Annotated in this window: 30 protein-coding genes; 12 read left to right on the top strand and 18 right to left on the bottom strand. The window is 62.7% G+C overall.

All coding sequences use genetic code 11. The features are described from left to right. Window positions 1-6 precede the first annotated feature (6 nt). On the top strand, window positions 7-396 hold the full coding sequence (locus tag AC1TXO_RS22380; RefSeq protein ID WP_486403754.1) for a lysozyme inhibitor LprI family protein: 390 nt from the start codon (window positions 7-9) through the stop codon (window positions 394-396). A gap of 42 nt (window positions 397-438) precedes the next feature. On the opposite strand, the gene mnmH is transcribed toward AC1TXO_RS22380, so the two are convergent. After that, entirely contained in the window at window positions 439-1542 is a 1104-nt protein-coding gene (mnmH, locus tag AC1TXO_RS22375; protein WP_486403753.1) for a tRNA 2-selenouridine(34) synthase MnmH, read from the bottom strand. Beyond that, entirely contained in the window at window positions 1542-2576 is a 1035-nt protein-coding gene (selD, locus tag AC1TXO_RS22370; RefSeq protein ID WP_486403752.1) for a selenide, water dikinase SelD, read from the bottom strand. Before selD ends, mnmH begins: the two co-directional genes overlap by 1 nt. A gap of 123 nt (window positions 2577-2699) precedes the next feature. Between selD and AC1TXO_RS22365 the strand changes: the two genes are divergently transcribed. Genes AC1TXO_RS22365 through phnE form a run of 4 tightly spaced genes read left to right on the top strand, consistent with a single transcriptional unit; the run spans window position 2700 to window position 5930 of the window. Further along, window positions 2700-3554, top strand: a complete 855-nt coding sequence (locus AC1TXO_RS22365; protein ID WP_486403751.1) for a putative selenate ABC transporter substrate-binding protein — start codon at window positions 2700-2702, stop codon at window positions 3552-3554. After that, window positions 3551-4345 carry a phosphonate ABC transporter ATP-binding protein gene (locus AC1TXO_RS22360; protein ID WP_486403750.1) on the top strand — a complete coding sequence of 265 codons (795 nt, stop codon included), beginning with the start codon at window positions 3551-3553 and terminating at the stop codon, window positions 4343-4345. Before AC1TXO_RS22365 ends, AC1TXO_RS22360 begins: the two co-directional genes overlap by 4 nt. Further along, complete coding sequence (locus AC1TXO_RS22355; RefSeq protein ID WP_486403749.1) at window positions 4339-5166, top strand: PhnE/PtxC family ABC transporter permease; 828 nt, start codon at window positions 4339-4341, stop codon at window positions 5164-5166. Before AC1TXO_RS22360 ends, AC1TXO_RS22355 begins: the two co-directional genes overlap by 7 nt. Further along, window positions 5163-5930 carry a phosphonate ABC transporter, permease protein PhnE gene (gene phnE / locus AC1TXO_RS22350; protein ID WP_486403748.1) on the top strand — a complete coding sequence of 256 codons (768 nt, stop codon included), beginning with the start codon at window positions 5163-5165 and terminating at the stop codon, window positions 5928-5930. The genes AC1TXO_RS22355 and phnE overlap by 4 nt, the downstream gene beginning before the upstream one ends. Before the next feature lie 30 nt (window positions 5931-5960). Here the strand turns inward: phnE and AC1TXO_RS22345 are convergent, their stop codons facing one another. Next, window positions 5961-6851 carry a bestrophin family protein gene (locus AC1TXO_RS22345; RefSeq protein ID WP_486403747.1) on the bottom strand — a complete coding sequence of 297 codons (891 nt, stop codon included), beginning with the start codon at window positions 6849-6851 and terminating at the stop codon, window positions 5961-5963. Between the two features lie 219 nt (window positions 6852-7070). Between AC1TXO_RS22345 and AC1TXO_RS22340 the strand changes: the two genes are divergently transcribed. The 6 genes from AC1TXO_RS22340 (at window position 7071) to AC1TXO_RS22315 (ending at window position 11008) form a co-directional block, all read left to right on the top strand. After that, a complete protein-coding gene (locus AC1TXO_RS22340) occupies window positions 7071-7367 on the top strand; it encodes a type II toxin-antitoxin system RelE/ParE family toxin (protein WP_486403746.1) in 297 nt (98 codons plus the stop codon). Then, the gene (locus tag AC1TXO_RS22335) at window positions 7364-7660 is read left to right on the top strand and encodes an addiction module antidote protein (RefSeq protein ID WP_125931445.1); all 297 of its coding nucleotides are present in this window, start codon (window positions 7364-7366) and stop codon (window positions 7658-7660) included. The genes AC1TXO_RS22340 and AC1TXO_RS22335 overlap by 4 nt, the downstream gene beginning before the upstream one ends. Window positions 7661-7966: 306 nt before the next feature. Then, window positions 7967-9007: a diguanylate cyclase gene (locus tag AC1TXO_RS22330; RefSeq protein WP_486403745.1), complete on the top strand. Its 1041-nt coding sequence runs from the start codon at window positions 7967-7969 to the stop codon at window positions 9005-9007. A 134-nt stretch (window positions 9008-9141) separates the two neighbouring features. Further along, window positions 9142-9462 carry a helix-turn-helix domain-containing protein gene (locus AC1TXO_RS22325; RefSeq protein WP_486403744.1) on the top strand — a complete coding sequence of 107 codons (321 nt, stop codon included), beginning with the start codon at window positions 9142-9144 and terminating at the stop codon, window positions 9460-9462. Continuing rightward, window positions 9462-10679: a type II toxin-antitoxin system HipA family toxin gene (locus tag AC1TXO_RS22320; protein WP_486403743.1), complete on the top strand. Its 1218-nt coding sequence runs from the start codon at window positions 9462-9464 to the stop codon at window positions 10677-10679. The genes AC1TXO_RS22325 and AC1TXO_RS22320 overlap by 1 nt, the downstream gene beginning before the upstream one ends. Window positions 10680-10726: 47 nt before the next feature. Continuing rightward, on the top strand, window positions 10727-11008 hold the full coding sequence (locus AC1TXO_RS22315; protein WP_486403742.1) for a hypothetical protein: 282 nt from the start codon (window positions 10727-10729) through the stop codon (window positions 11006-11008). Window positions 11009-11071: 63 nt separating this feature from the next. On the opposite strand, the gene AC1TXO_RS22310 is transcribed toward AC1TXO_RS22315, so the two are convergent. Together AC1TXO_RS22310 and AC1TXO_RS22305 are read right to left on the bottom strand one after the other, a co-directional pair. Further along, the gene (locus AC1TXO_RS22310; protein WP_054892538.1) at window positions 11072-11329 is read right to left on the bottom strand and encodes a DUF3077 domain-containing protein; all 258 of its coding nucleotides are present in this window, start codon (window positions 11327-11329) and stop codon (window positions 11072-11074) included. 13 nt (window positions 11330-11342) lie between these two features. Next, window positions 11343-11576, bottom strand: a complete 234-nt coding sequence (locus tag AC1TXO_RS22305) for a hypothetical protein (RefSeq protein ID WP_486403741.1) — start codon at window positions 11574-11576, stop codon at window positions 11343-11345. Window positions 11577-11946: 370 nt separating this feature from the next. On the opposite strand from AC1TXO_RS22305, the gene AC1TXO_RS22300 reads away from it, so the two are divergent. Continuing rightward, the gene (locus tag AC1TXO_RS22300; protein WP_486403740.1) at window positions 11947-12567 is read left to right on the top strand and encodes a LysE family translocator; all 621 of its coding nucleotides are present in this window, start codon (window positions 11947-11949) and stop codon (window positions 12565-12567) included. A gap of 101 nt (window positions 12568-12668) precedes the next feature. On the opposite strand, the gene AC1TXO_RS22295 is transcribed toward AC1TXO_RS22300, so the two are convergent. The 13 genes from AC1TXO_RS22295 to AC1TXO_RS22235 all read right to left on the bottom strand — a co-directional run bounded on the left by AC1TXO_RS22295 (window position 12669) and on the right by AC1TXO_RS22235 (window position 23961). Next, window positions 12669-13118, bottom strand: a complete 450-nt coding sequence (locus tag AC1TXO_RS22295) for a hypothetical protein (RefSeq protein ID WP_486403739.1) — start codon at window positions 13116-13118, stop codon at window positions 12669-12671. Between the two features lie 426 nt (window positions 13119-13544). Further along, window positions 13545-14090 carry a hypothetical protein gene (locus AC1TXO_RS22290; protein ID WP_486403738.1) on the bottom strand — a complete coding sequence of 182 codons (546 nt, stop codon included), beginning with the start codon at window positions 14088-14090 and terminating at the stop codon, window positions 13545-13547. Further along, window positions 14087-14995: an NAD synthetase gene (locus AC1TXO_RS22285; RefSeq protein WP_486403737.1), complete on the bottom strand. Its 909-nt coding sequence runs from the start codon at window positions 14993-14995 to the stop codon at window positions 14087-14089. Before AC1TXO_RS22285 ends, AC1TXO_RS22290 begins: the two co-directional genes overlap by 4 nt. A gap of 261 nt (window positions 14996-15256) precedes the next feature. Beyond that, entirely contained in the window at window positions 15257-15706 is a 450-nt protein-coding gene (locus AC1TXO_RS22280; protein WP_486403736.1) for a hypothetical protein, read from the bottom strand. Beyond that, window positions 15703-16611 (bottom strand): NAD synthetase, encoded by a 909-nt coding sequence (locus AC1TXO_RS22275; RefSeq protein WP_486403735.1) that lies wholly within the window; start codon window positions 16609-16611, stop codon window positions 15703-15705. Before AC1TXO_RS22275 ends, AC1TXO_RS22280 begins: the two co-directional genes overlap by 4 nt. Before the next feature lie 185 nt (window positions 16612-16796). Continuing rightward, window positions 16797-17684 (bottom strand): LysR family transcriptional regulator, encoded by an 888-nt coding sequence (locus AC1TXO_RS22270; protein WP_486403734.1) that lies wholly within the window; start codon window positions 17682-17684, stop codon window positions 16797-16799. Window positions 17685-17743: 59 nt separating this feature from the next. Then, window positions 17744-18916, bottom strand: coding sequence for an MFS transporter (locus AC1TXO_RS22265; RefSeq protein WP_486403733.1), 1173 nt, complete (start codon window positions 18914-18916; stop codon window positions 17744-17746). A 152-nt stretch (window positions 18917-19068) separates the two neighbouring features. Beyond that, window positions 19069-19527, bottom strand: coding sequence for a RidA family protein (locus AC1TXO_RS22260; protein ID WP_486403732.1), 459 nt, complete (start codon window positions 19525-19527; stop codon window positions 19069-19071). Next, window positions 19524-20408 carry a PhzF family phenazine biosynthesis protein gene (locus AC1TXO_RS22255; RefSeq protein WP_486403731.1) on the bottom strand — a complete coding sequence of 295 codons (885 nt, stop codon included), beginning with the start codon at window positions 20406-20408 and terminating at the stop codon, window positions 19524-19526. The genes AC1TXO_RS22260 and AC1TXO_RS22255 overlap by 4 nt, the downstream gene beginning before the upstream one ends. After that, window positions 20405-21451, bottom strand: a complete 1047-nt coding sequence (locus AC1TXO_RS22250; RefSeq protein ID WP_486403730.1) for an ABC transporter substrate-binding protein — start codon at window positions 21449-21451, stop codon at window positions 20405-20407. Before AC1TXO_RS22250 ends, AC1TXO_RS22255 begins: the two co-directional genes overlap by 4 nt. A 27-nt stretch (window positions 21452-21478) precedes the next feature. Further along, on the bottom strand, window positions 21479-22243 hold the full coding sequence (locus AC1TXO_RS22245; RefSeq protein ID WP_054893546.1) for an ABC transporter permease: 765 nt from the start codon (window positions 22241-22243) through the stop codon (window positions 21479-21481). Continuing rightward, window positions 22240-23058 carry an ABC transporter ATP-binding protein gene (locus AC1TXO_RS22240; protein WP_486403729.1) on the bottom strand — a complete coding sequence of 273 codons (819 nt, stop codon included), beginning with the start codon at window positions 23056-23058 and terminating at the stop codon, window positions 22240-22242. The genes AC1TXO_RS22245 and AC1TXO_RS22240 overlap by 4 nt, the downstream gene beginning before the upstream one ends. A gap of 90 nt (window positions 23059-23148) precedes the next feature. Further along, complete coding sequence (locus AC1TXO_RS22235; protein ID WP_486403728.1) at window positions 23149-23961, bottom strand: AraC family transcriptional regulator; 813 nt, start codon at window positions 23959-23961, stop codon at window positions 23149-23151. Window positions 23962-24005: the final 44 nt, after the last annotated feature.

Genomic DNA, 24005 nt, shown 5'->3' with positions numbered 1-24005 from the left:
TTCTCGATGCTCAAGCATTCCCTGGCGGCCATCGTCGCCGCGCTGGCTTTCACCTCGCACGCTCAGGCCGACGAGAACTCCCCGGCCTACGGCACGTGCATGGACAAGGCCTCCAGCACTGTGGCGATGAGCGCCTGCATCAAGGATGAAACCAATCTGCAGGATGAGCGCCTGAATCGCGTCTACAAGCAACTGCTCGGCAAGCTCGATACCACCCAGCAGAAAAGCCTGCGCGCGGTGCAGCGCGACTGGATCAGCTTCCGTGACAAGAACTGCAAGTTCCATGTGCAGGCCAGCGGCGGCACCATGGCGCAGCTCGAAGGCGGCATGTGCGTGCTGGACATGACCCGCGAGCGTGCCTCGGAGCTCGAGCGGATTCTCAGCCCGGGTCAGTGAGCCCGAGCCGACGCGACCCGCCGAGGGAACGGCGCTTTATTGTCACCGCTGACGCAGCGCCCGGGCCTTCAGATACTCCCGCACTTCGACCGCATCCCCGGCAAACTCGACCCTGCCGGATTTCGCCTCGCGCTGGTACGCATACATCGGGTCGTAGTACTCGCTGAGCAAGCCCTCGATCCAGCCCCGGTGCAGCTCCACCTCGCCGCTGCACAACTGCACCTCCAGCGCCTGCTCGAGCAGCGCACTCAGGCGCTGGAGGCGTTCCCCGCCGAGGCGCTTGCGAATGTTGAGCATGCTCTGGCGCATGCGCTCGGCAAACAGTCGGCGCCCGTTTTCTTCACCGTGCAGTGCGACGAACTCGGCGCACAGGTCGATCACGTAGTCGCGCAGGATGCGCTGCACGCGGTTGTCGAAACTGTCCTCCAGCCACACCAGCGGATACTGCTGCATGCCCTGGTACAGTGTCAGCGGTACCGTGCAGCTGCCGACGATCCGCCCTTCGTCTTCCAGGACGAACTGGTCGATGCCGCGCGCACGTTTCTTCAGCACATCGATGGCCAGGCCGTTCTCGAAGTCGATCTGTGCCGGTTGTGCAGTGGCGCGCTTGCCGAAGCTCGAGCCGCGGTGGTTGGCGTGGCCTTCCAGGTCCAGCACATTGTCCAGTTGTCGCAGTACATCGGTCTTGCCAGTGCCGGTGAGCCCGCCCACCAGCACGAAATCGCACTGCGCCACTGCCTGCTCGGTGGTTTCCAGCAGGAAGCTGCGCATGGCCTTGTAGCCGCCCTTGATCCGGGGGTAGTCGATGCCGGCGTCTTTCAGCCAGCCCTGGACGATCTGCGAGCGCAGGCCGCCCCGAAAGCAGTACAGGTAACCCTGTGGATGGGCCTGGGCGAATGCCGCCCAGGCCTCGAGGCGCTGCTGCTTGACCGGGCCGTTGACCAGTTGGTGGCCCAGGGCGATCGCAGCGTTCTGACCCTGCTGCTTGTAGCAGGTGCCGACCTTCTGCCGCTCCTGGTCGTTCATCAGCGGCAGGTTGACGACGCCGGGGAAGGCGCCCTTGGCAAACTCGACCGGTGCGCGCATGTCCATCATCGGTACATCGTCGAGGAACAGCTGTTTGAAGTCGGTGCAGTCGGGGCGCATCAAATCACCTCGACTGCGTAGGTCTGTCGCTCGACCAGCGTGCCGATCGGCGCCAGCTCCAGGCCGAGTTCGGCAGCGACAGCGAGAAACTCCGACTGCCCCTCGGGGCTAACGGCCACCAGCAGGCCGCCGCTGGTCTGTGGGTCGCACAGCAGGTGCTTCTGCTCGTCGCTGAGCGCGCCGATCTTGTGGCCATAGCTATCGTGGTTGCGCAGGGTTCCGCCAGGCACGCAGCCTTCGGCGAGGTAATGTTCGACCCCTGGCAGGCGCGGTACCGCGTCGAATTGCAGGCGTGCGGTCAGGCCGCTGCCGTCGGCGACCTCGACCAGGTGGCCGAGCAGGCCGAAGCCGGTGACGTCGGTCATCGCCTTGACCCCGTCGAGCTTGCCGAAGCGGCTGCCCGGCGTGTTCAGCGTGCACATCCAGTCGCGCGCCAGGCCCTGGTCCTGCTCGCGCAGCTTGGACTTTTTCTCGGCGGTAGTGAGGATGCCGATGCCCAGCGGCTTGGTCAGGTACAGCGTGCAGCCGACGGTAGCGGTGTCGTTGCGCTTGAGGTTGCGCTTGCCGACCACGCCGGTCACCGCCAGGCCGAAGATCGGCTCGGGGGCGTCGATGGAGTGTCCGCCAGCCAGCGGGATGCCTGCTTCGGCGCACACGGCGCGACCACCGCGGATCACCTCGCGGGCGACCTCGGGCGGCAGCACGTTGACCGGCCAGCCGAGGATGGCGATGGCCATCAGCGGGTCGCCGCCCATGGCGTAGATGTCGCTGATCGCGTTGGTTGCGGCGATTCGCCCGAAGTCGTACGGGTCGTCGACGATGGGCATGAAGAAATCGGTGGTCGAGACCACCCCGCGCTCGTCGTCCAGGGCGTATACCGCCGCGTCGTCACGCGAGGCGTTGCCGACCCACAGTCTGGGGTCCAGCGCCTGGCTGCCGCTCTCGGCGAGGATCACATCCAGCACCTTGGGGGAAATCTTGCAGCCACAGCCTGCGCCGTGGCTGTACTGGGTCAGGCGAATCGGCTCGCTCATGGGCACCTCGGGGTCCGGTTGATGCGCGATTGTAGCAAAGCTGGCCTTTGCGCCCCTGGCTCTTATAATTCCACCAGTCGGTGTGTCGCCGGCCCTTTCCCCGCTATTGAACCGGAGAACCCCATGCTCAAACGTCCCCTGGCGCTCGCCGCCGGCCTCGTGCTGTCCTGCTGCGCCGTCATCGCCCAGGCTGCCGACACCCTGCGGGTCAGCGCCATCCCCGACGAGGCGCCGACCGAACTGCTGCGCAAGTTCAAGCCATTGGGTGAGTACCTCGAGCAGCAACTGGGCATGAAGGTGCAGTTCGTGCCCGTCGCCGACTACCCGGCGGTGGTCGAGTCGCTGGCCAGCAACCGCCTGGACCTGGCCTGGCTGGGCGGCTTCACCTTCGTCCAGGTGCACCTGAAGGACCCGACCGCCACGCCGCTGGTACAGCGTGAGCAGGATGCGCAGTTCACCAGCAAGTTCATCACCGCCAACCCGGACGTCAAGAGCCTGGCCGACCTCAAGGGCAAGACCTTCGCCTTCGGCTCGATTTCCTCGACCTCCGGCAGCCTGATGCCGCGCTACTTCATGCTCAAGCAGGACAACATCAAGCCTGAGAGCTACTTCAGCCGGGTCGCCTATTCCGGCGCCCACGACGCCACCGTGGCCTGGGTCCAGGCTGGCAAGGTCGATGCCGGCGTGCTCAACGCCAGCGTCTGGCAGAAGCTGGTCGATGCCGGCAAGGTCGATACCGCCAAGGTCCGGGTCTTCGCCACCACCCCGACCTACTACGACTACAACTGGACCGTGCGCGGCAACATGGACCCGGCCCTGAAAGACAAGATCAGGCAGGCCTTCCTCGCCCTGGACCCGGCCAAGCCCGAGCACAAGGCGATCCTCGACCTGCAGGCCGCCAGCCGCTTCATCGAGACCAAACCCGAGAACTACGCCGGCACCGAACAGGCTGCCCGTGAGGCCGGCCTGCTCAAGTGACTATCCAACTGCAGGAGGCGCAGCTTCGGCATGGCCAGGTTCGCGCCCTCGATGGCGTGAGCCTGCGCATCGACAAGGGGGAGCGGGTGGCGGTGATCGGCCCCTCGGGCGCGGGTAAATCCAGCCTGTTGCACCTGATGGCCACCGCCGTGCAGCCCAGTGCCGGGCGTGTGCAGTTGCTCGGCGAACAGCCCTGGGCTCTGTCGGCTGGTGCACGCCAGCGCTTGCGGGCGCGGGTGGCACTGGTGCACCAGGCGCCGCCGCTGCCACCGCGCCAACGGGTGGTCACCGCCGTGCTGGCCGGGCGCCTTGGCCAGTGGGGCACCTTGCGCGCACTGCTCAACCTGCTGCACCCCAGCGATGTCCCAGGGGCGCGGCAGGTGCTGGCACAGCTAGGGCTGGCCGACAAGCTGTTCGTGCAGTGCGGGCAGTTGTCCGGTGGTCAGTTGCAGCGGGTGGGTATCGCCCGCGCGCTGTACCAGCAACCCGAAGTGCTGCTGGCCGACGAGCCGGTCTCGGCGATGGACCCGGTGCTGGCCGATCACAGCCTGGGCCTGCTCAACCGTCACGCCCAGGCCCAGGGGGTAACCCTGGTCGCCAGCCTGCATGCGGTGGAGCTGGCGCTGGCGCATTTTCCCCGGGTGATCGGTATCCGCGAGGGGCAGGTGGCATTCGACTGCCCCGCAGCGGCGGTCAGCGACGCCCTGCTCGATGCGCTTTACGCCAACGAGCAACTGGCCTCGCCGGTGGCCGTCGGGCCGACGCTGACGGTGCAGATCCCACGATGCTGAAGACCGATTCCCGCGACCCGGCGGCGCTGCCGCGGCTGCTCGTGACCCTGCTGTGCCTGGCGCTGCTGTGGCCGGGGCTGCATTTGAGCGAGCTCGATCCCGGCGTGTTGCTGCAGGCCGAGAACCGTCAACAGATGGCCAGCTTCGTCGGCGCCTTCTGGCCACCTGCCCATGACCGGGACTTTCTTGCGTTGCTGTTCGAGGCCACCTTGCAGACGCTTGCCGTGGCCACTGCCGGAATGACCCTGGCCTTGCTGCTGGCGATCCCGGCCAGCCTGTTGGGCAGCCGGGCGTTGTCGCTGCGTGCGGCGTCGCGTGGTGGTCGGCCAGGGCCCTGGTCACGGCTGGCGCGCATGCCGGTGCGCGGGCTGCTGGTGTTCCTGCGCAGCGTGCCGGAGATCGTCTGGGCGCTGCTGTTCGTGCGTGCCGTGGGCTTGGGGCCGACGGCGGGCGTGCTGGCCATCGCCATCACCTACAGCGGCATGCTTGGCAAGGTCTACGCGGAAATCTTCGAGTCGGTCGACCAGCGCCCGGCCCACGCCCTGATGCAGGCCGGTAGCAGCCGCCTGGGGGCATTCTGCTACGGCATCCTGCCGATTGCCGCGGCGGAGGTGGTGTCGTACACCGTCTACCGCTGGGAATGTGCGGTGCGGGCCTCGGTGGTGATGGGGTTTGTCGGTGCCGGCGGGCTGGGCCAGCAGATCGACCTGTCGATGCGCATGTTCGCCGGTGCCGAGGTGGCGAGCATGTTGCTGGCCTTCCTGCTGCTGGTGTCCCTGGCCGATGGACTGAGCCGCGTGCTGCGCGGGAGGCTGGCATGAACCGCGCGATCAATCTGCTGGTGATCGTGGCGATACTTGCAGCGGTGGTGGGCTCGTTCGCCTATCTGGAGCTCGACCTGGCAGCGGTCATCGGCAATGGCGGGCTGGCGCAGATGGGCGAGTATGCCTCGCGTTTCCTCAGCCCCGATCTTTCAGCCGAGCACCTGCGTGCCGTGGGCCGTGGCGCGTTGGAAACCCTGGCCATGTCGGGGCTGGGCACCCTGCTGGCGATGCTGATCGGGCTGTTGCTGGCGCTGCCGGCCGCCGGGCGTTTCGGTTGGCCGCTGCAGGGCGCGGCACGCCTGTTGCTCAATGCCCTGAGGGCGATCCCGGAGCTGGTGTGGGCTGCGCTGACCGTGCTGGCCGCCGGGCTCGGCCCCAACGCCGGGACCCTGGCCCTGGCGCTGCACACGGCCGGCGTGCTGGGACGGCTGTTCGCCGAGGCGCTGGAGAATGCCCCCGCAGAACCGGCGGCGGCGATTCGCCTGCAGGGCGGTAGCCAGGTCGCGGCCTTCTGCTTCGGCACCTTGCCCAACCTGTGGCCGCAGCTGCTTGCCTACAGCCTGTATCGCTGGGAGAACAACATCCGCATGGCCAGCGTGCTGGGTTTTGTCGGCGCGGGCGGATTGGGGCAGATGCTCTATACCACCCTCAGCCTGTTCCAGGAGGCCCAGGCCAGCACCGTGATCATCGGCATGCTGGTGCTGGTGCTGCTGGTGGACGCGTTCAGCGATGTACTGCGCCAGCGCTATGTGCGGGCGTAAGCGCCCGCACAGTATCAACAGCAGCCGGGTTCAATCCACCCATTCCCCGCACTGCGCCTCGCGCTGCATCGACTCCAGGTTGCGCTCGATGGTCTCGCAGATCGTGTCCATCGGAATCTGGTGCTCGCTGCGCCGAAACGGGCTCTGCAGGTCGGTGCCGATCCGCTCGATCGCCAGCAGCATGAAGCCCACCACCGTCGAGGCCAGCGGCGTGAACCACTCCAGAGACTCCACCAGGCCGATCGGCACGATCACGCAGAACAGCGTGATGAACAGCCGCGGAAAATACACGTAGGGGTAGGGCAGCGGGGTATTGGCGATCCGCTCCATGCCGCCCTGGGCGTTGGACAGGTCCACCAGCGTCGATTCCAGCCGCGCCAGGCGGATGCTGTCCAGCCGCCCGGCCTTGTACTCCCGGGCCAGCAGGGCGGCCGAGCCGGCCAGGATGTCGTTGGCGAAGTTGTTCGAACCATTGCGCCGCTCGAACTCGTGATGCGGGATGAACGCCATCAGTTCCGGCGGGCACGGCTCGCCCTTCAGGTGCGCCGCCAGGCAGTTCACGTAGGCCACATGCCGGCGCAGCAAGGTCGCCTTGACCGGATTGAGCCCTTCATCCGGGTCGTCCACCAGCGTCAGCACCTGGCGCGCGAAGCTGCGTGAGCTGTTGACCATCGCCCCCCATAGCGTGCGCGCCTCCCACCAGCGGTTGTAGGCGCTGCTGTTGCGAAAGCTCACCAGCACCACCAGCGCCGAACCCAGCAGCGTCAGCGGGATCAGCGGCAGGCTGAACTTGCTGTTGAAGAACAGCATGAAGTCGATGGTGACCAGGATATCCCAGATCAGCAGCCACAACAGCGACCAACCGATGTAGTTGAACGTCTTGAGCACCAGGCGGTATTTGCGCACGAGGTAGTTTTTCACGCAGGGATCTCTTCGTGGAGCGGGTGAAGGATCCGACGTCGGGGGCGGGGCAAGGTTCGTTGAGGGGATGTTGCAAGAGTTGTGCGTTGATTGCGATTTCGGAAGAGGACGACATGTCCGGTGGAAACCTTTACCTGCCTACCACGGCGGCGTAGAGGAAAAATAGCGAGCTCATCCTGTTGATGTTATGTATTCGTATGGATACAGTTGGAGCTATGTGTGATTCACAAAATCCAGCAGACGAAGCTTTTTTCTCATTGGTTGATCAACCTTCGGGATAACCGAGCCAAGCTCGCGGTGGGTCGTCGTATCGAGCGTATGACGGCAGGAAACTTCGGGGATATGAAATCGTTGGGATGCGGGCTGCATGAACTCAGAATCGACGTCGGTGCAGGTTATCGGGTTTATTTCACCCGAAGACATGAGTGCTTGATCGTGTTGCTCGCCGGAGGTGACAAATCTTCACAGACTGCTGACATCCTGCTGGCTGGAAAAATGGCAAAGGAGCTGAAATGAGCGATGACCTGATTCCATTCGATATGGCGGTGTTGCTGGATAGTGACGAAGCGATCAGCGAGTACCTGAGCCAGGTGCTCAGCGATGGCGATACAGATGAGGTGCTTCGAGCGCTTGGTCATGTTGCCAGGGCAAAGGGTATGTCTCAGGTCGCTAGTGACAGCGGTCTGGGGCGTGAAAGCCTTTACAAAGCGCTTAGTCCTGGAGCCAAACCGCGTTTTGATACTGTCTTCAAGGTGATTCGTGCTCTAGGGATTGATCTGCTTGCTCAGCCACACGCAGCCATCCGGTGATAGCGATACGTTGTGGTGCCCGTCACTCTGTTCGACTCTGTGGACATTGGCGAAGCCCAGCATCACGCCGTCACGTTCCACTTCAGGCGACCCAATGAGCTGGGCTATGGCCCTGTTCTTGATGCTGCAGAGCCCGGGCAGGGTGGTGAGACAGAATTAACCCGCCGGTTAGTGTATTTCGTCCAGCGCGTTTGAAGTCCTGTTTTCGATAGTGGCACAATGCTCGAACGCCGAACCCCAGGGCATTTTCCACCTGGCTGCCTGTCCGGTGCATCCAAGGACAGTCCATTTTTCGGTGAGCCCTCGATGATCGAGCGAACGGGTAAGGGTCTTTCCTTCGCCAAACGCATGTACCCACCCCGCGCCATTGGCACCGGGCTTGGATTCTTCTGTGTGCTGATCGGCATCTGGCCGCTGCAGCCTGCCTGGTGGACTTGGGACTTGCTCGCGCTGCATGGCTTCGTCTGGCCGCACCTCGCTTATCAATTGGCCCGGCTTTCGAAACAGCCCTTCCGTGCCGAGCAGCGCAACCTGGTGTTCGACGGCTTTGCCGGTGGTTGCTGGGCGGGTGTCATGGGGCTCAATCCGCTGCCCAGCGTGATCATCCTGTCGATGATCGCGATGGACAAGATCGCTGCAGGCGGCTGGCACATGCTGGGCAAGACCTTCCTCGCCCAGGCGCTGGGCATCGGCCTGGGCATCTGGCTATACGGTCCGCCGTTGTTCCCGCCCACCAGCCAGGCGCAGATGCTTGCCTGCCTGCCGATCCTGCTGATCTACCCCATGGCCATCGGCCTGATCTGCTACCAGGTCACGGTCCAGCTGGCCCAGCACAAACGCACCCTGGCGCGCCTGAGCCAGACCGACAGCCTCACCGGCCTGATCAACCACGGCGCCTGGAAAGACCTGCTGTTGCGCGAGTTCGAGCGCTGCCGTCGCGACGCCCAGGCCAACGTGCTGGCGCTGATCGACATCGACCACTTCAAGCAGATCAACGATCGTCACGGCCACCTGATGGGCGATGATATCCTGCGCACCCTCAGCGCCTTCCTGCCATCTCACCTGCGCAAGAGCGATCCGGTAGCGCGTTATGGCGGCGACGAGTTCTGCGTGATGCTGTCGGGGGCTACCGTGGGCCAGGCCGAGGAAGTGCTTGAGCGCTTGCGCGAAGCAGTGGCGTGCTACCGGCATCCGGAGTTGCCGGAGCAGGGGCTGAGCCTGAGCATCGGCATCGCTCCTTATGGCGCCCACCTGCAGAGTGCCGAGGCCTGGCTGCATGAGGCGGATATGGCGCTGTATCAGGCCAAGAGTGCGGGGCGTAATCGAATTGCTACCTCTGTGCCATGAGGATAAGCGGACGTATCTGGTCCGATTGTTTTCGATAAGCAGTCTATTAAGCTATGCTTATGCTTACCTATCTTATTAATTAAGCGGACTTTTTCGTCCGTTTAATTTGAATAGTCGGACAGAATGGGCTGTTTATGGAAAGTTTTTTCCCGGTGGATTGTGAGGCAAGCCTCCAGCGCATAGGGCTTCTAGTCAAAACGGCGCGCCTGGAGCAGGGCGTCCGGCAATTGGATGTCGTCAGTAGACTCGGCGTTACCGAGAAGATGCTGCGCCGAATCGAACGGGGAGATCCCTCCGTCAGCGTCAGATCGTTGATGCTCGTGTTGTGGAACCTTGGTCTCACAGACAAGGTTTTCCGTCCTCTGGAGGACGCTTCAGTCTCCTTCGTTGAGTTGAAGGACGAGACCAATGGCCGCCGAGCGCGCAGACGCCGCGCCAAGCCGGAGGACTTCTGATGCCCAGTGCCTACATCTACATGGAGCACCCCCAGACCGCCGAGGTTCTGACGCTTGGGCGCCTGACCTTGAATGGCAACCGCCCTGGCGAGTTCGTCTATTCTCCCGCCGCGCTGGAGTCGAAGGTATGGGTGCCCGACCCCTTCCACTACCCTTTGTCGGATCAAGTCTTCACCGTCGCCAGCAACCACGGGGTTCCGGGCTTTATCGACGACGCCCTGCCCGATGGTTGGGGAGAAAGGCTGCTCCAGCGCCTCCAGCGTGACCCGATAACACGTTATGACCTGCTGATCGGTTCGCCCAACAGTGATCGTGTGGGAAACCTGATGACCGGTCGCGACAGAACTCCACCTGTCGGTGTCGGCCAAAAGCCCCTGCCTCGGCTGTCGGGGTTGGACAAGTTCATCGAAGCCTGTGATGTCGTCTACGACCAGGACATCGATGAGGAGACCGCCAGAACCCTGGGCGTGCGAGACCAGCGTTCATCTGCTGGAGGCGCCCGTCCAAAGCGCACGTTCCAGGGTGACGGAAAACTCATTCTGGCCAAGCCGCATGATCGCTATGACCAATATGAGCTGGCGCCGGTAGAGCACGCCTGCATGACCTTCGCCGCCATGAAAGGCATGCGCGTTGCCAACACCTCGTTGTACCTGGATGGAAAAGGGCCGACCTTGCTGGTAGAGCGCTTTGATCGCCGGCACGTGGACGGCGTTTTTCGGCGAGTCCCGATGCTCAGTGGCCTGACCTTGCTGAAGACGGATTGGACGCTGCTGGATCTCCAGGCCCGTTCGTACGCCCGTCTGGCCAATGAAATGCATCGTCGTGACGTACCGGACCAGGACCGACGCGAGCTGTACATGCGTATGGCCTATAACGCCCTGGTCGGCAACGCGGATGACCATCCCCGCAACCACGCCATCATTTTCGTCAACGATGGATGGCGGCTTTCGCCCATGTACGACGTGCTGCCGATTCTGGATGAGGGGCCTGCGAGTTATCTGTCCATGAGCGTCGGGTTGGATGGCGCGCGGGTTTCACGCGCGAATCTGCTGAGCCAACGACAGCACTTCGGGCTCGCCCAGGACGAGGCGGAAGGTATCCTTGATCTGGTTGCTGGTTGGGCCGATGAGTTGAATGAGTACTACGCGGGCTTTCTGCAAGGCAAGGTGTTGGAGCTGGCGCGCACTGCGACCAGTGCACAGAGGATTCTGGGCTGAGTCTTGGTGGTGGTGGGCGTGTGAAAAAGGAGGAGCTTTTGGCCCTGATGAACGATCGTCTTCAGCGATTCACCCAATTAGGCTGGGGCGCGATGGATGCGCTCATCATCGTGCTCTACGCAGTCGCCAGTATTCGCCGTGGTCGGATTCCATTTTGGGATGATCTGCAAAGCATTGTTGCCTTGTCACGTGAGCATGGTGAGTTGGCATTGTTTGTCGGTCTGACAGGTGTCGCGGTACACCTCTCGGTAGTAGTCAAGGTGTGGAGTTTGGTACTGCTGGTGCGAAGCCAGCGGTTCGCCCAAGCGACTGAATCACAGCCTGTGTAGCCGATTCGATTCAACAGGCCGGGGCTGTGTGCAGCCCCAACCGATGGACAATGCTGTTCTGACCTAGCGGCTTTCCCGCCCGCGCCCTATCTCCACGTCATCCATCACCGCCTTGACCATGTCGCACAGCAAGTGCGCGGCCCAGCCCAGGTCGGCCTCGCCATCGGTGGAGGCGAGCAAGGTCATGCGCTTGGCGCAGGCCATCATCGCCGATGCCTGTTCCATTGCCAGTTTCGAATCATGCCCGGGCTCGACCCGGAACAGCGGCTTGTCGCCATCGCCGTAGCCGAACCCGGTGACGCCTGCAGTGGTATCGCTCATGTTCGATGCTCCTTCAGTGACGTACCTGGATCCTGCTCAGGGTCATTTCCGCCAGCGTGCGTGCGGCGTCGACTTCGTGGGCGGTTGCGATGGTCAGGGGCTGAGCAGGGGTGCCGAGGGTGAGGGTGGTGCTGTGATGGGTGATGGCGAGGGCGCAGGCGAGGTGTTCGATGAGTTGAAGGACGATGTCTTCGAGGACGTGGGGGCTTTCGCTGGAGGAAGGGGGATCGGGGACGATCTTCAACATGGTAACTCCTTGAGCCGTTTTCAGGAGTTGCGGTCCATCGCTGTCAAACGAATGGAGGCAACCGTACGTGGGTTGACAGACCGGAGGCTCAAGAACCCGGCGCACACGAATGTGCCCCACGTACAGCTGCCATTGAGGTCAGCCGTCTGGACTTGAGCATGCGGCCTGTCAAAGCCGGTCGTTGATGAGCAACGACCGGGCGAGACTAGAACGCGACCCATGGCACCGCAACGGCTTTAGGCGGCCGAGAGTATGTTTGGGAAACGGACTACAGGGAATGGGGAAAAACTGAAAATCGAGGCACTTATCCACAACGAAAATGCCTTCGCCCAAGCTAATCTAGGGCAACTTCCCGCCAGGCAGAGCCCGCATGTCCATCGCCGATAATCTGATTGCCTTCACCCTCGCGGCTACCCTGCTGACGGTCACCCCTGGTCTCGACACCGCCATGATTCTCAGAACCAGCGCCGTCGAGGGGCGCAGGCAAGGGCTGCGCGCGGCGCTGGGCATCAACGCCGGCTGCCTGCTCTGGGGGGCTGCGGTGGCGTTCGGCCTTGGCGCATTGATCGCAGTCTCCGAACTGGCTTACAACATCCTCAAATACTGCGGCGCGGCCTACCTGGCATGGCTGGGCGTGAACATGCTGCTGCGCCCGAGGCAGTCGCTGGCGCCCCTCGAGGCCGAGGCGCGAGCGCCTGCCAACTGGTTCCTGAAGGGCATGTTGGGCAACCTGCTCAATCCCAAGGTCGGCATCTTCTACGTGTCCTTCCTGCCGCAGTTCATCCCCCAAGGCCAGCCGCTGATCGCATGGACCTTCGGGCTCGTGAGCATTCACGTCGTACTCGGCCTGATCTGGGCCTGCATGCTGATCGGCGCCACGCATTCCTTTGCCGGTGTCTTGCGCAAGGGCAAGGTCATCAGCTGGATGGATCGAATTACGGGTATGGTCTTCGTACTGTTTGCCGCGCGTCTGGCGTTGAGTCGGCGTTGAGTGGGGTGGGCATGATCTGCTCGTACATGGCTTTCGATGGCGGGGGCCACTTTGCGGCCCTTTCGCGGCACGAGGCCGCTCCTACACGGATTGGGTTTGAATTACCGACGGAGCTTTTCATAGGCGATCCATTGCTCGCGCATTCGCCGGATCACTTGAAGCCTTTTGCACATTTGGCGGTAGCGACGGCTGTTGTAGCAGGCGAGGGACGAGGCGGCGCAGAGCATGCCCACCAACGAAAACAACGCTAATCCAGGCTTGAAGTAGCTTATGCAGTTGGCTGCAAGGCATATCACCAATACCCCTACAATCCACCATGTGAATTTTCCTCTGCCACGGATTACCGAGTACTGAGCGCACCCTAGCACCGTCGTACCCAACATCAGCAGAGTAAAGGAGTACTCAAGGTAGTCTGGATGCTTGCGAAAGTAGACATCTGCTATGGCGCCTGCTCCTGTGGCGATGGCGATAATTGCCAGCAACATTGCCAGCGCAAGGATCGGGAAAAATCGTTTGAGGAAGGCGCCCAAACAAAAGGTAAGGAACATCATTCACCGACGTTCTCGATCAACGTGACTGCAAGATTTTCGATCATCCCGTTTCCTATGATGCCGACTTCGCTGTTGATGGACTCACCAATCATTGCTGAGTCGTACTACCGAGCAGGGCTGAAGCATTGGCTATCTCTTACGATCAGCGGCGGATTGCCTGCTCTATGGCTTTTATCGTTTCGGGTCTGATGCCCTGTGGTGCGGTGACTTCGATTCTGGGTGGAGTTCGCGGTGGTGCTACCGGTGTCACCTGTGCAGCCTTGGCTTTGGTTGCTCCGAGAGCTTGTGATTCGGCCCGATGAAGGGCGCGTTGGTAGACGGCCCAAACTTGTGCTGCCAGCAGAGTCGCCACAAACAGGATTGTCCAGACATTGCTTCTACGACCTTGGCGCTGCCAATTCAGGATGTCGCTGGGCTGCATCGTGATTACCCCCGAGAGTCTTTTTTCTGCTTTGGAATTGCCGGGGCCGCTGTGCGGCCCTTTCGCGGCACGAGGCCGCTCCTACACGGGTTGGATTTGACCCACCGACTGGACTTTTCATAGGCGATCCATCTTTCGCGCATTCGCCGTATTACTTGAAGCCTTTTGCACATTTGGCGGTAGCGGCGGCTGTTGTAGCAGGCGAGGGCCGCTGCGGCAGAGAGCATTCCCAGCAGCGAGGCCCACTTCACTCCGGGTTGGAAGTAGCCTCTTGCGCAAGCTAACAGAGCAATAATCAGCATCGCCACTATCCACTCTGTGGCTCCTCGTCTACCACGGATTACCGCGTATTGAGCGCTTACCAGAACTACAGCGCACAACATCATTATGGAATCGGCATATTCGAGTCGATTGGAATGTGTGGGGAAGTAGGTTTCGATAACCACTACGCCGAACATCGGAATGGCCATTAGTGTAAACAGCATTCCAAGAATTTTTATGGGAACAAAGCGTTTGTAAAATTTACTCCAGGAGAGGCTGAAAAACATCATTCGCTGACGTCCTCAATCAATGTTATTGCGAGGTTTTGGATAATTCCGTTGCCACCAACGCTTATGCTGCTATTGAGGGACTCAGCAATAAGCGCAGTGGTCATTTTACGGAGTTGTGCTGGTGTAAAGCGTTTAGGAAGCAGGCCGAGTCGCCGTCTGAGCTTCAGTTGCTTTTGAGTGAGGGATGGATGCCTGATTGAGAGAATCTCAGTCATCAGCTTTTGTCTTTGTTGGCGGCTCAGGCCACTGCTAGATGAGAACCATCCCCGGCCGGTTGCGCGTTTGTGTATCTGAAGATACTTGATGGTGCTGAGAGAGGCGCTGGCGATTCCTAACAGGGATATTACATCTAGCAATGGAGAGATAATCTGGAACCAGGTTTGGGGTTCACTTGATTCATTTTCTCCGGACTGCTCTGGCTCTAGACCAATCTGGAGGAGGCCAGAGAAACATTGGCTTGCCGATGCGACTACTGCAGCAGCGTTAGTGACGCTGATCACAATGCCTGCGCCGCCAGTGAAAACACTCACCGTGCCGCCTGACACCATCAATACCACCCCAATGATCGCCCCCGTACACGCCAACCCCGTATTCCAAACATCCGAAATCAACCGAGCCTGTCGCGGATCCTTCACTTGTTGCTCAAGATACTGTTGCGCCGTAACCGGCCTGGGCAGTTCCTGCAGCACCAGCCTCTTCGGCAGCACACTGCAAACAGGCTGAAACGCCCGCAGGGTAATCGCGTTGTAATGAGTATCGACATAAACCACCCCCGCCCCAACGATGGCAGGGTCGCGGTCGATTGCGGCATACAGTTTGGGAAGATTGATCGAGCTTTCGATCCGCTCCCGGGCGAAAGGCTTGAACGGGTTGCCACCTAGTTCCGTGATGGGCGGGCGAGGCATGACGGGTCCTGAGCAGGGCGTCAGCAGAGACCGTTGGGTCAGCCGCTAGCCCGCGAGTGAGGGACTCGCGAGCATAGAAAGGCGGCATCGGGGAGTATGTCGGACTGTTCCGATATGACTATGGGAGAGCTCCTGCGCGAGCTTCGCGTCTGATCGCGGGACGAGTCGCAGCAACGTACGGCGCGAGGCCGCCCCCACAGGAATTGAGCTGGCCTTTGGATTTTGGATAAGACAGTTGCTTCCACGCCGATTAGGCTTGAACTATCGACGAGACTTTTCATACGCGATCCATCGCTCGCGCATTCGCCGGATCACTTGAAGTCTTTTGCACATTTGGCGGTAGCGGCGGCTGTTGTAGCAGGCGAGGGCTGAGGCGGCGCAGAGCATGCCAGTCAGCGATATCAACTTCATGCCAGGTTCGAAATATCCTCTACCGCTGGCAATAAGACACATGGCTAGCATCCCCACGATCCACCATGTCGCTCCTGTTTTACCGCGAATAACGGAGTACTGAGCACTGCCCTGCACAACGCCACACAGTCCAAGCATGGCGACAATGTACTCAAGGTAGTTGGGGGGCTTATGCAAGTAGATATCGGTAATCAGTCCGCATGCTATTGGAACAGTCACCATGGTTAGAAGCATGCCTAGTGCCTTGATTGGGAAAAAGCGTTTGAAAAATTTTCTCCAAGGAAATGTGAGGAACATCATTCTGCTAACTCCTCAAGCAAAATTACTGCAAGATCTTGGATTCTTTCACTGCTGGCAATGCCGATGCCGCTGAGAATGGACTCAACAATCAGTGCTTTTGTTGTGTTTCTGACTTGTGCAGGTGTAAGCCGTTTGGGAAATATGTCGAGGCGCTGCTTGAGCTTAAGCTGCTTGGCTGTCAGCGATGGGTGCCGGATGGAAAGTATTTCTGTCATCAGCTTGCTGCGCTGCTGACGAGTCAGCTTTCTGCTCGACCCGAACCATCCCAAACCTGTGCTTCGCTTAAGCATCTGGAGATACTTTATTGTATTAAGGGAGGCGCCGGCGATGCCAAGGAGAGAGATTGTTTCCAAAAGAGGTGAGAGAATTTTAAACCAAGTTCTGTGGTCCAGCTCGTCATTTGCTTCTGGTTGCGTGAGCTCCAGATAAACACGCGCTCCACCCAAATAACATTGAATGGCGGAGGCTCCCAAGGCTGCATGACCAGCAGCACTTATCACAAGTCCGACACCACCTGTGAATGCGGCTATAGTCCCGCCCGACCACATCAATATCAGCCCACCTATCGCCCCCGCGCACGCTAATCCAGTATTCATGACATCTGAAAACAATCTCGCTTGCCGCGGATCCTTCACCTGCTGCTCAAGATACTGTTGCGCCGTAACCGGCCTGGGCAGTTCCTGCAGCACCAGCCTCTTCGGCAGCACACTGCAAACAGGCTGGAACGCCCGCAAGGTAATCGCGTTGTAATGAGTATCGACATAAACCACCCCCGCCCCAACGATGGCAGGGTCGCGGTCGATTGCGGCATACAGTTTGGGAAGATTGATCGAGCTTTCGATCCGCTCCCGGGCGAAAGGCTTGAACGGGTTGCCACCTAGTTCCGTGATGGGCGGGCGAGGCATGACGGGTCCTGAGCAGGGCGTCAGCAGAGACCGTTGGGTCAGCCGCTAGCCCGCGAGTGAGGGACTCGCGAGCATAGGAAGGCGGCATCGGGGAGTATGTCGGACTGTTCCGAGATGGTTGTCGGAGAGGAGCTGTCTTTGCCGCAGTTCGCGGGCCAGCACGCTCCTACAGAGGCCTTATCAGTTCACTGTCCGGCCCTGAATGCCGCCAGGATATGGTCGCGCACCTGCAGCATGCCGGCGCTACGTGGCACGCGTTTGTTCCACGCCAGGTAGAGAATGTTGCTCGGGGCATCGGCCAGTAAGGTGGGCGTCAGCAGGCGTCCGTCGGCAATTTCATCGGCGCATTGGTAGTCCGGTAGCACCGTCCATCCGCCGCCTGCGATGACCAGGTCCTTGAGCATTCGCAGGTCGGGTACGGTTAGCGCGGCCTGAAGCTGGGGGGCGATCTGGTGGGTCGTCGTCCACCACAGGCGTACCAATGGCAGATCTTCGTCGAAGGCCAGCAGCGGCTCGTTGGCCAGTTGTTGGGCCGTTGGAGCAGTCCCCAATTTCGCACGCAGGCTCGGTGCGTATACCAAGCGCATGCGTTCGGTCAGCAGGTGGGCGAAGCCCTGGGACTGCTCGTCGGGCATCGAGGCGGTTATGGCGAAGTCGATGCTGCTGCTGTCGAGCAATTCATAGATGCGCTTGCGATTGCCTGGGTGCAGACGCAGGCGGTAGCCCTGGGCGAGCAAGGCGCCCAGATGTGGGGCGAGTTGGCAATGAAGAAAGTCGGCGGGGCCGGCAAGGTGGACGGTCATTGGCTGGCTCTGCTCCGGGCGCAAGGCACTGATGCGCGCTTCGAGCCCATCGAGATAGGGCGCGATGGCGCGGGCCAGTTCGTCGGCAGCATCGGTGGGCTCTACGCCGCGTGGCAGGCGTCGGAACAGTGATCGGCCCACCAGGCTTTCCAGGGCCTGAACGTGCAGCGAGGCAGCGGGTTGGGTGATGCCCAGGTGCTGCGCCGCTCGGGTGATGGAACGGGCGCGGTAGATCTCGAGAAAGGTGCGCAGGTGGGTGAGGTGGCTCATGGTCAGGTATCGCCCGGCGAAGATGCTTCGTTGTAGCACGCAGTGGCCGGGCGCGACACTCAGGCGGTGGCCCGTTGCGCGGCGCTGCGGCCTTGGGTGAGCAACAGCAGCAGGCCGAGCAGAGAGACCAGTGCGCCGGTCAGGCCAACCTGGCTGACCGCGGCGTGGCTCAGGGTCAGGCCGCCCAGTGCCGAACCCAGGGCGATGCCGGCGTTGAACCCGGCGATGTTCAGGCCGGCCGCAACCCCCTGGGCGTGCGCGGCATGTTGCTCGGCAAGGCCGATCAGGCGGGCCTGCAGGGCCGGAACTGCGGCGAAGGTGAACATGCCGAGCAGGCCGACCAGCACGGCCATGGCCAGCGTCGAGGTCGACAGTGCCCACAATGCAAACAACACCAGGGCGATGCCGCCGACCAGCAGGGCGCTGGCGCGGTCTGCGCCCAGGCGGTCGCTCAAGCGCCCGCCGAGGATATTGCCGATGGCGGCCATCACGCCGTAGACAAGCATGATCGCGCCGATCGTGGCGGCGCTTGCGCCGCTGGTTTCGCTGAGCAGCGGGACGATGTAGGTATAGGCTGCGAACGATCCGGCATAGCCGAGCACGGTGACCAGGGCGCCGCCCAGCAGTTTGCGGTTGCCCAGGGCGGCGAGTTGCGAGCGCGGGCCGTGGATGCTGGCCGGGGTAGGCAGCGGATCGCGCATGCCCAGCAGCAGGCCGAAGTAGCCGAGTGCACCGAACACGCCGATGGCCGCCAGGGCCAGGCGCCAGTCGAGCATGCCGCCGAGCCAGGTACTCAGCGGTACACCGATGGCCATTGCCAGGGTGAATCCTGCGAACACCACGGCTACTGCGCTACCGGCACGGGCCGGTCCGACCAGGCGTGCGGCAGTGCTGGAGGCGACGGCGAGAAACAGGCCGTGACCCATGCCGGCGACGAAGCGCGCGCCGAGAATCAGACCGAGCCTATCGCCATAGGCGGCCAGTAGACTGCCTGCGGTGAATACCAGGGCGGTGGCCAGCATCACCCGTTTGCGTGGCCAATGGGCGGTCAGGGCGGTCAGTATCGGTGCGGCGAAGGTGGCGCCCAGGGCGTAGGCGGTGACAGTTGCGCCGGTAGCCTCGACCGGCACGCCGAGGCTGTGGGCCATTACCTCGGTGAGGCCGATGGGCACGAATTCGGCCAGGCCCAGCGCGAATGCGCTGATGGTGAAGATGTAGATGACGAAGGGCATGCGAGGCTCCGCGGGTAAGGGGAATGGAGCGGAGTCTAAAGAGCGGAAGAGGAATAGAAGAAATGATCCTTTTTACGGTCAGGCATAACAAAAATTATTGGTAGTTCAACTAGGACGCCGCTCCCGAGGCGCCACCCCGGAAGCGGCAGCCTTCACCCACGCATCGCTACCACCAACTCCACCTCAAGCAGACCGCTGCTCGGCAACCCCGCCACGCCCAGCGCCGAGCGCGCATGTCGGCCGCGTTCGCCAAACACCTCGATCAACAAACGCGAGCCGTGGTCGAGCACCTTCGAGTACTGCTCGTACCCGTTCTCGGCATGGACGAATCCGCGCATGAACAGCACGCGCTCGACCTTGTCCAGGTCGCCGATGGCCTGTTCCAGCGCGCTCAGGGCGCGCAGCACGCAGGTGGTCGCGGCCAGTGCCAGCACCTCTTCGGGGGTGTCGGCCCGGGCGGGACCCGTGATCACGTCCGGCCCGATGCGGCACACCTGGCCGCTGACGTAGGCCGTGCCGTGGTGGATCACCACCGGCACGTAGTCACCCTTGGGCGCGGGAGCTTCGGGCAGGCTCAGGCCCAGGCTGTGCAGCTTTTCGCGCGGGCTCATGCGTGCACCTGCGCCAGGCTCACCGGGCCGCCGAGCCAGAGCCCTTGCACCTGCGCCTGCTCGTCGTGGCGAAAGCGCAATGCGATCTGCGACGGGCGACCCATGGCGCGGCCCTGGCGCACCTGCAACGGACGCTCGTCTGCGCTGACCAGGCCATTTTCCAGCAGGCCGAAGGCCAGGGCGGCGGCGGCGATGCCGGTGGCCGCGTCCTCGGGGTAGCCCGAGGACTTGGGGAATTGCCTGGCGTCGAACTGACGGGCGGCGAGGTCGTGGACGGCGTAGGGGTACAGGCCGGTCGAGCCGATGCGTTCGCACAGTTGCTCGATGCGCCGGTAGTCCGGCTTGAGGCTGTCGAGCACGGCGACGCTCTTGAGCGGGACCAGCGTCTTCACGCGGCTGGTGGCGGCGTTCTGGATCGGCAGCGGGGCCAGTTCGTTGGCGCTGATGCCGAGCACCGAGAGGATTTCGGCTTCGATATCCGGCGCCGTCAGGGCCTCGACCTGGCCCTTGGGCTGGGTGATCTCGACCTGGATGGCGCCGTCGTGCGCGTGGCTGACCTGGGCCTGCACGCGGCCGCTCAGGGTCCAGAGTTCGAGCTTGCGCTTGTTCAGCAGGCCCAGGTGTTCCAGCAGCCAGATGGCGCCGACGGTGGCGTGGCCGCACATTTCCATTTCGTGATTGGGCACCCAGAAGCGCAGGGCGTAATCGTAGCCCGAGCCTGGCGGCGGGCTGCAGACGAAGCCGCATTCGTGACCGTAGGCGCGGGCCACGGCCTGCATGTCGGCGTCGCTCATGCCGTCGGCGCAGGCGACGGTGGGGGCGGGGTTGCCGCCATTGCTGGCGGCAGGAAACACGTTGATCAGGTGCACTTCGGGGGTCATTGTTGCGCTCCTCGCGCCTGTGACATTTCGGGGGCAACCGCCTCGACGATCGCATTGGTGAAGACAGCCTGCGGGTCGACGCTGACCGGCTCGGCCTCGACGGCATTCATGAAATGGATGTTCTTGTCGATGCCGGCCCGCTCCACTGCGGGAGTGGCAGGGTAGGAGGGCAGCGAGGCGGCCCAGGCGGCATCGAAGATCGTCGCGCTGGTGTGGGCGAAGTACGGCCGCACGGCTTCGCGGGCCTGGTCGGGAGCGCTGGCGATCAGTTGCTCGGCGCGCCACAGGGCGCGGACCATCTTGCGCGCGGTGTCGGCATTGCTGCTCAACCAGTCTTCACGGGCGATCATGGCGGTGAAGAGGAAGCCGTCCAGTGGCGGGTATTCACCCTTGGCCAGGTCCATCAGCACGAAGCCGCCCTGTTGTGCGGCAGTCGTGACGGTGGGTGGCGACAGCGAGAAGCCGTTGATGCTGCCTTGGGAGAATGCGGCGAGCATGTTCGGTGCGCCGCCGACGGGCATCAGGGTCATGTCCTGGTCGGGACGCAGGCCGGCGTCCTTGGCGAGGTAGCGCACCAGCATGTCGGTGGTGCTGCCCGGTCCGGTCACGCCGATCTTCAGGCCCTTGAGCGCCCGGGCGCGGTCGGCGATCGGCGAGGCAGCCGTCACCCCAGCGGCTGTGGCGCTGGCCTGGTCGATGACCACGGTGGTGCCGAACTGGGTCTGCACCGAGGCGAAGGCCTGGACCTTCTGGCCTTTGCTGTGGGCGCGGATGGCCACTGCCGGCAGCCCGACATAGATGTCGGCATCGCGCCCGAGCACGGCGGTGAGCGCCGCCGAGCCGCCTTTCTGGAAGACGATGGTCTCCACGTCCAGGCCCTCGTCGGCGAAATAGCCCGAGCGCTGCGCCACGTAGATCGGCACATACAGGAAGCCTTCGCTGGGGAAGGCCAGACGCACCTTGGTGGTCTCGGCCGCACCGGCAGCCAGGACGCACAGCGCCGTGCCGGCGAGCAGCGCCGTTTTGAGCAGTCGTTTGAACATGAGGGTTCTCCGATAAGGTGGGCAGGCTCAGACCGCGACTTCGCGGTCGGCGTCGTTGGCTTTCCAGGGCATCAAGCGGCGCTCGGCCAGCTTGACCAGGGTGTTGAGGATCAGCGCCAGGGCGACGATGCCCACCAGTGCGGCGAATACCCCGGCGGTGTCGAACTGCGAGGCGGCGTCCGAGAGCAGGTAGCCGAGGCCGCGGTTGGCGGCGATGATTTCACCCACCAGCGCGCCGATCAGCGCGTAGGGCACCGACAGGCGCAGGCCGGTGAACACCCAGGTGAACGCCGAGGGGATCACCACCATGCTCAGCAGGTCGCGCTCGCCGGCGCCCATCAGGCGCAGGATGGTCAACTGTTCGCGCGAGACGTTGCGCACGCCGCTGTAGGTGTTGAGGAACACCAGGAAGAACACCACGGCAGCGGTGAGGATGACTTTCATCGGCAGGCCGATGCCGAACCAGAGGATGAACAGCGGCGCCAGCGCGACTTTCGGCAGGCTGTAGAAGGCGGTCAGGAACGGGTCGAGGATGTCGGCCAGCAGCTTTGCCCGGCCCAGCGCCAGCCCGGCCAGCAGCCCGGCGAGGGCGCCGAAGAAGAAGCCCAGCAGCGCTTCGAGCGTGGTGATGCCAGCATGGTAGAAGAACACCCCGTTGAGCAGGATCTTCCACAGGCTGGCGGCCACGGCGCTTGGCCGGCTGATGAAGAATTCCACGCCCAGTGCGCGGGAGATGCCTTCCCACAACACCAGCAATGCGATCAGGAACAGCAGGCGATAGACCTGAATCATGGGGCCTCCAGGGCGTGGGTCAGCGAGGAAGGATCGGCGGCGCCAGCAATGTCGGGAGCCAGGCGTTGCCACAGGTCTGCGCACAGTTCGACGTAGTGCGGGTCGCTGCGCAGTTGCACGAGATTGCGTGGCTGCGCCAGTGGCACGTCGATGACGTGGTCGATGGTGCCGGGGCGCCCGGCGAACACCACGCAGCGGTCGGCGAGGGCGATGGCTTCGTCGACGTCATGGGTGACGAACAGCACGGTCTTGTTCAGCTGCTTGCACAGGCGCAGCAGTTCGGTCTGCAACGACAGGCGCATCTGCGCATCGAGCGCGCCGAACGGCTCGTCCATCAGCAGGGTTTCCGGGTCGCTGGCCAGCAGACGGGCCATGGCCGCGCGCTTGCGCATGCCGCCTGAGAGCTGGTTGGGATAGCTGGCGCCAAAGCCGCTCAGGCCCACCAGTGCCAGCAGTTCCTCGACACGCCGCTCGATGTCGCGCTTGGGCTGACGGCGGATCTGCAGCGGCACGGCGATATTGCCGGCCACGCTGCGCCACGGCAGCAGGTGGTCGGCCTGGGTCATGTAGCCGACGCGGGTGTTCACCCCTTTGACCTCGGCGCCGTCGTAGTGCACGCGTCCCTCACTGGGGCCGAACAGGCCGGCGGTCATGTTCAGCAGGGTGGACTTGCCGCACCCGGATGGGCCGACCAGGGTGATGATTTCGCCGCGCTGGACATCCAGCGACACGCTGTGCACTGCCACGAACTCGCGTCCGTTCACTTTGAAGCGCTTCTGCACTCCGGCAAAGCTGATGAAGGGTTCTCGCCTCACGGCCCCGTCCTCTTGTTGTTGTGTTCGGGAGGCAGGATGCAGGGCAATGGAAATCGCGGCGCACGCGATCGGGCCATCGGTTTCAGGGCGTCAGTGCTGGGCCTGGCGGCGGAATTCGTCTGGCGAGCAGCCGTGTGCGCGGCGGAACAGGTGCGCCAGGTGCGAAGGGGACTCGAGCCCGACGCTGTTGGCGATCTCCAGCACCGACAGGCGGGTGTGCAGCAGCAGGCTGCTGGCGTGCTCCAGGCGCAGTCGCTGCAGGTAGGCCAGCACCGACAGGCCGGTGTGTTGGGCGAACAGGCGGGTCAGGTGACGGCGCGAAATGTGGAAGGCTGCAGCGAGTTCGTCGAGCCCGTGAGCCTGCTCTAGGTTGCCGTTGAGGTAGCGTTGCACGTCACGCACCAGCGCCGCACCATGGCGCTCGGTGGTCGAGCGTTGCAGGCTGGGTTGGCTCAGCGAGATGGCCAGGCATTCGAGCAGCAGCAGGTGGTCGGTCTGGGTGATCTGCCGACGGCGGTCGACATAGGGATCGGGCTGGCTGAAGGCTTTTTTCGTCAACAGCAGGTGATGCAGCGGCGCCGAGGCGTGCCAGATACCAAGCGTGGGCAAGCGCAGCAGGCGATTGGCGTCGCCGGAAAGATCGCGCAGGGCGAAATTCATGTAGTCCGGATCGACATAGAACGCCACATGGCCCTGGCTTGCCGTGAGCGACGACGAGGAATGGCTCCACTGCGGCGGCACCAGCACGAACTGGCGGTCGACCACCGAGGTGGTGCGGCCGGTCTGTTCGTCCTTGAAACGCAGCAGCCCGTGCTCGGGGACCATGAGCATGAACTCGTCATGCGCGTGCGCCCCGGTTTCGTAGGCCCCGTTGGAATTGAAGACGCTGTAGATCTCGCGCATCGGCTACACCGAGGGACGTCAGTCTGGAAGCACGATAGTAATCC

It is taken from the genome of Pseudomonas sp. FA117, from assembly GCF_057370475.1.
The sequence above is the reverse complement of the archived record's forward strand: the minus strand, read 5'-3'. Positions and strand labels throughout refer to the sequence as shown.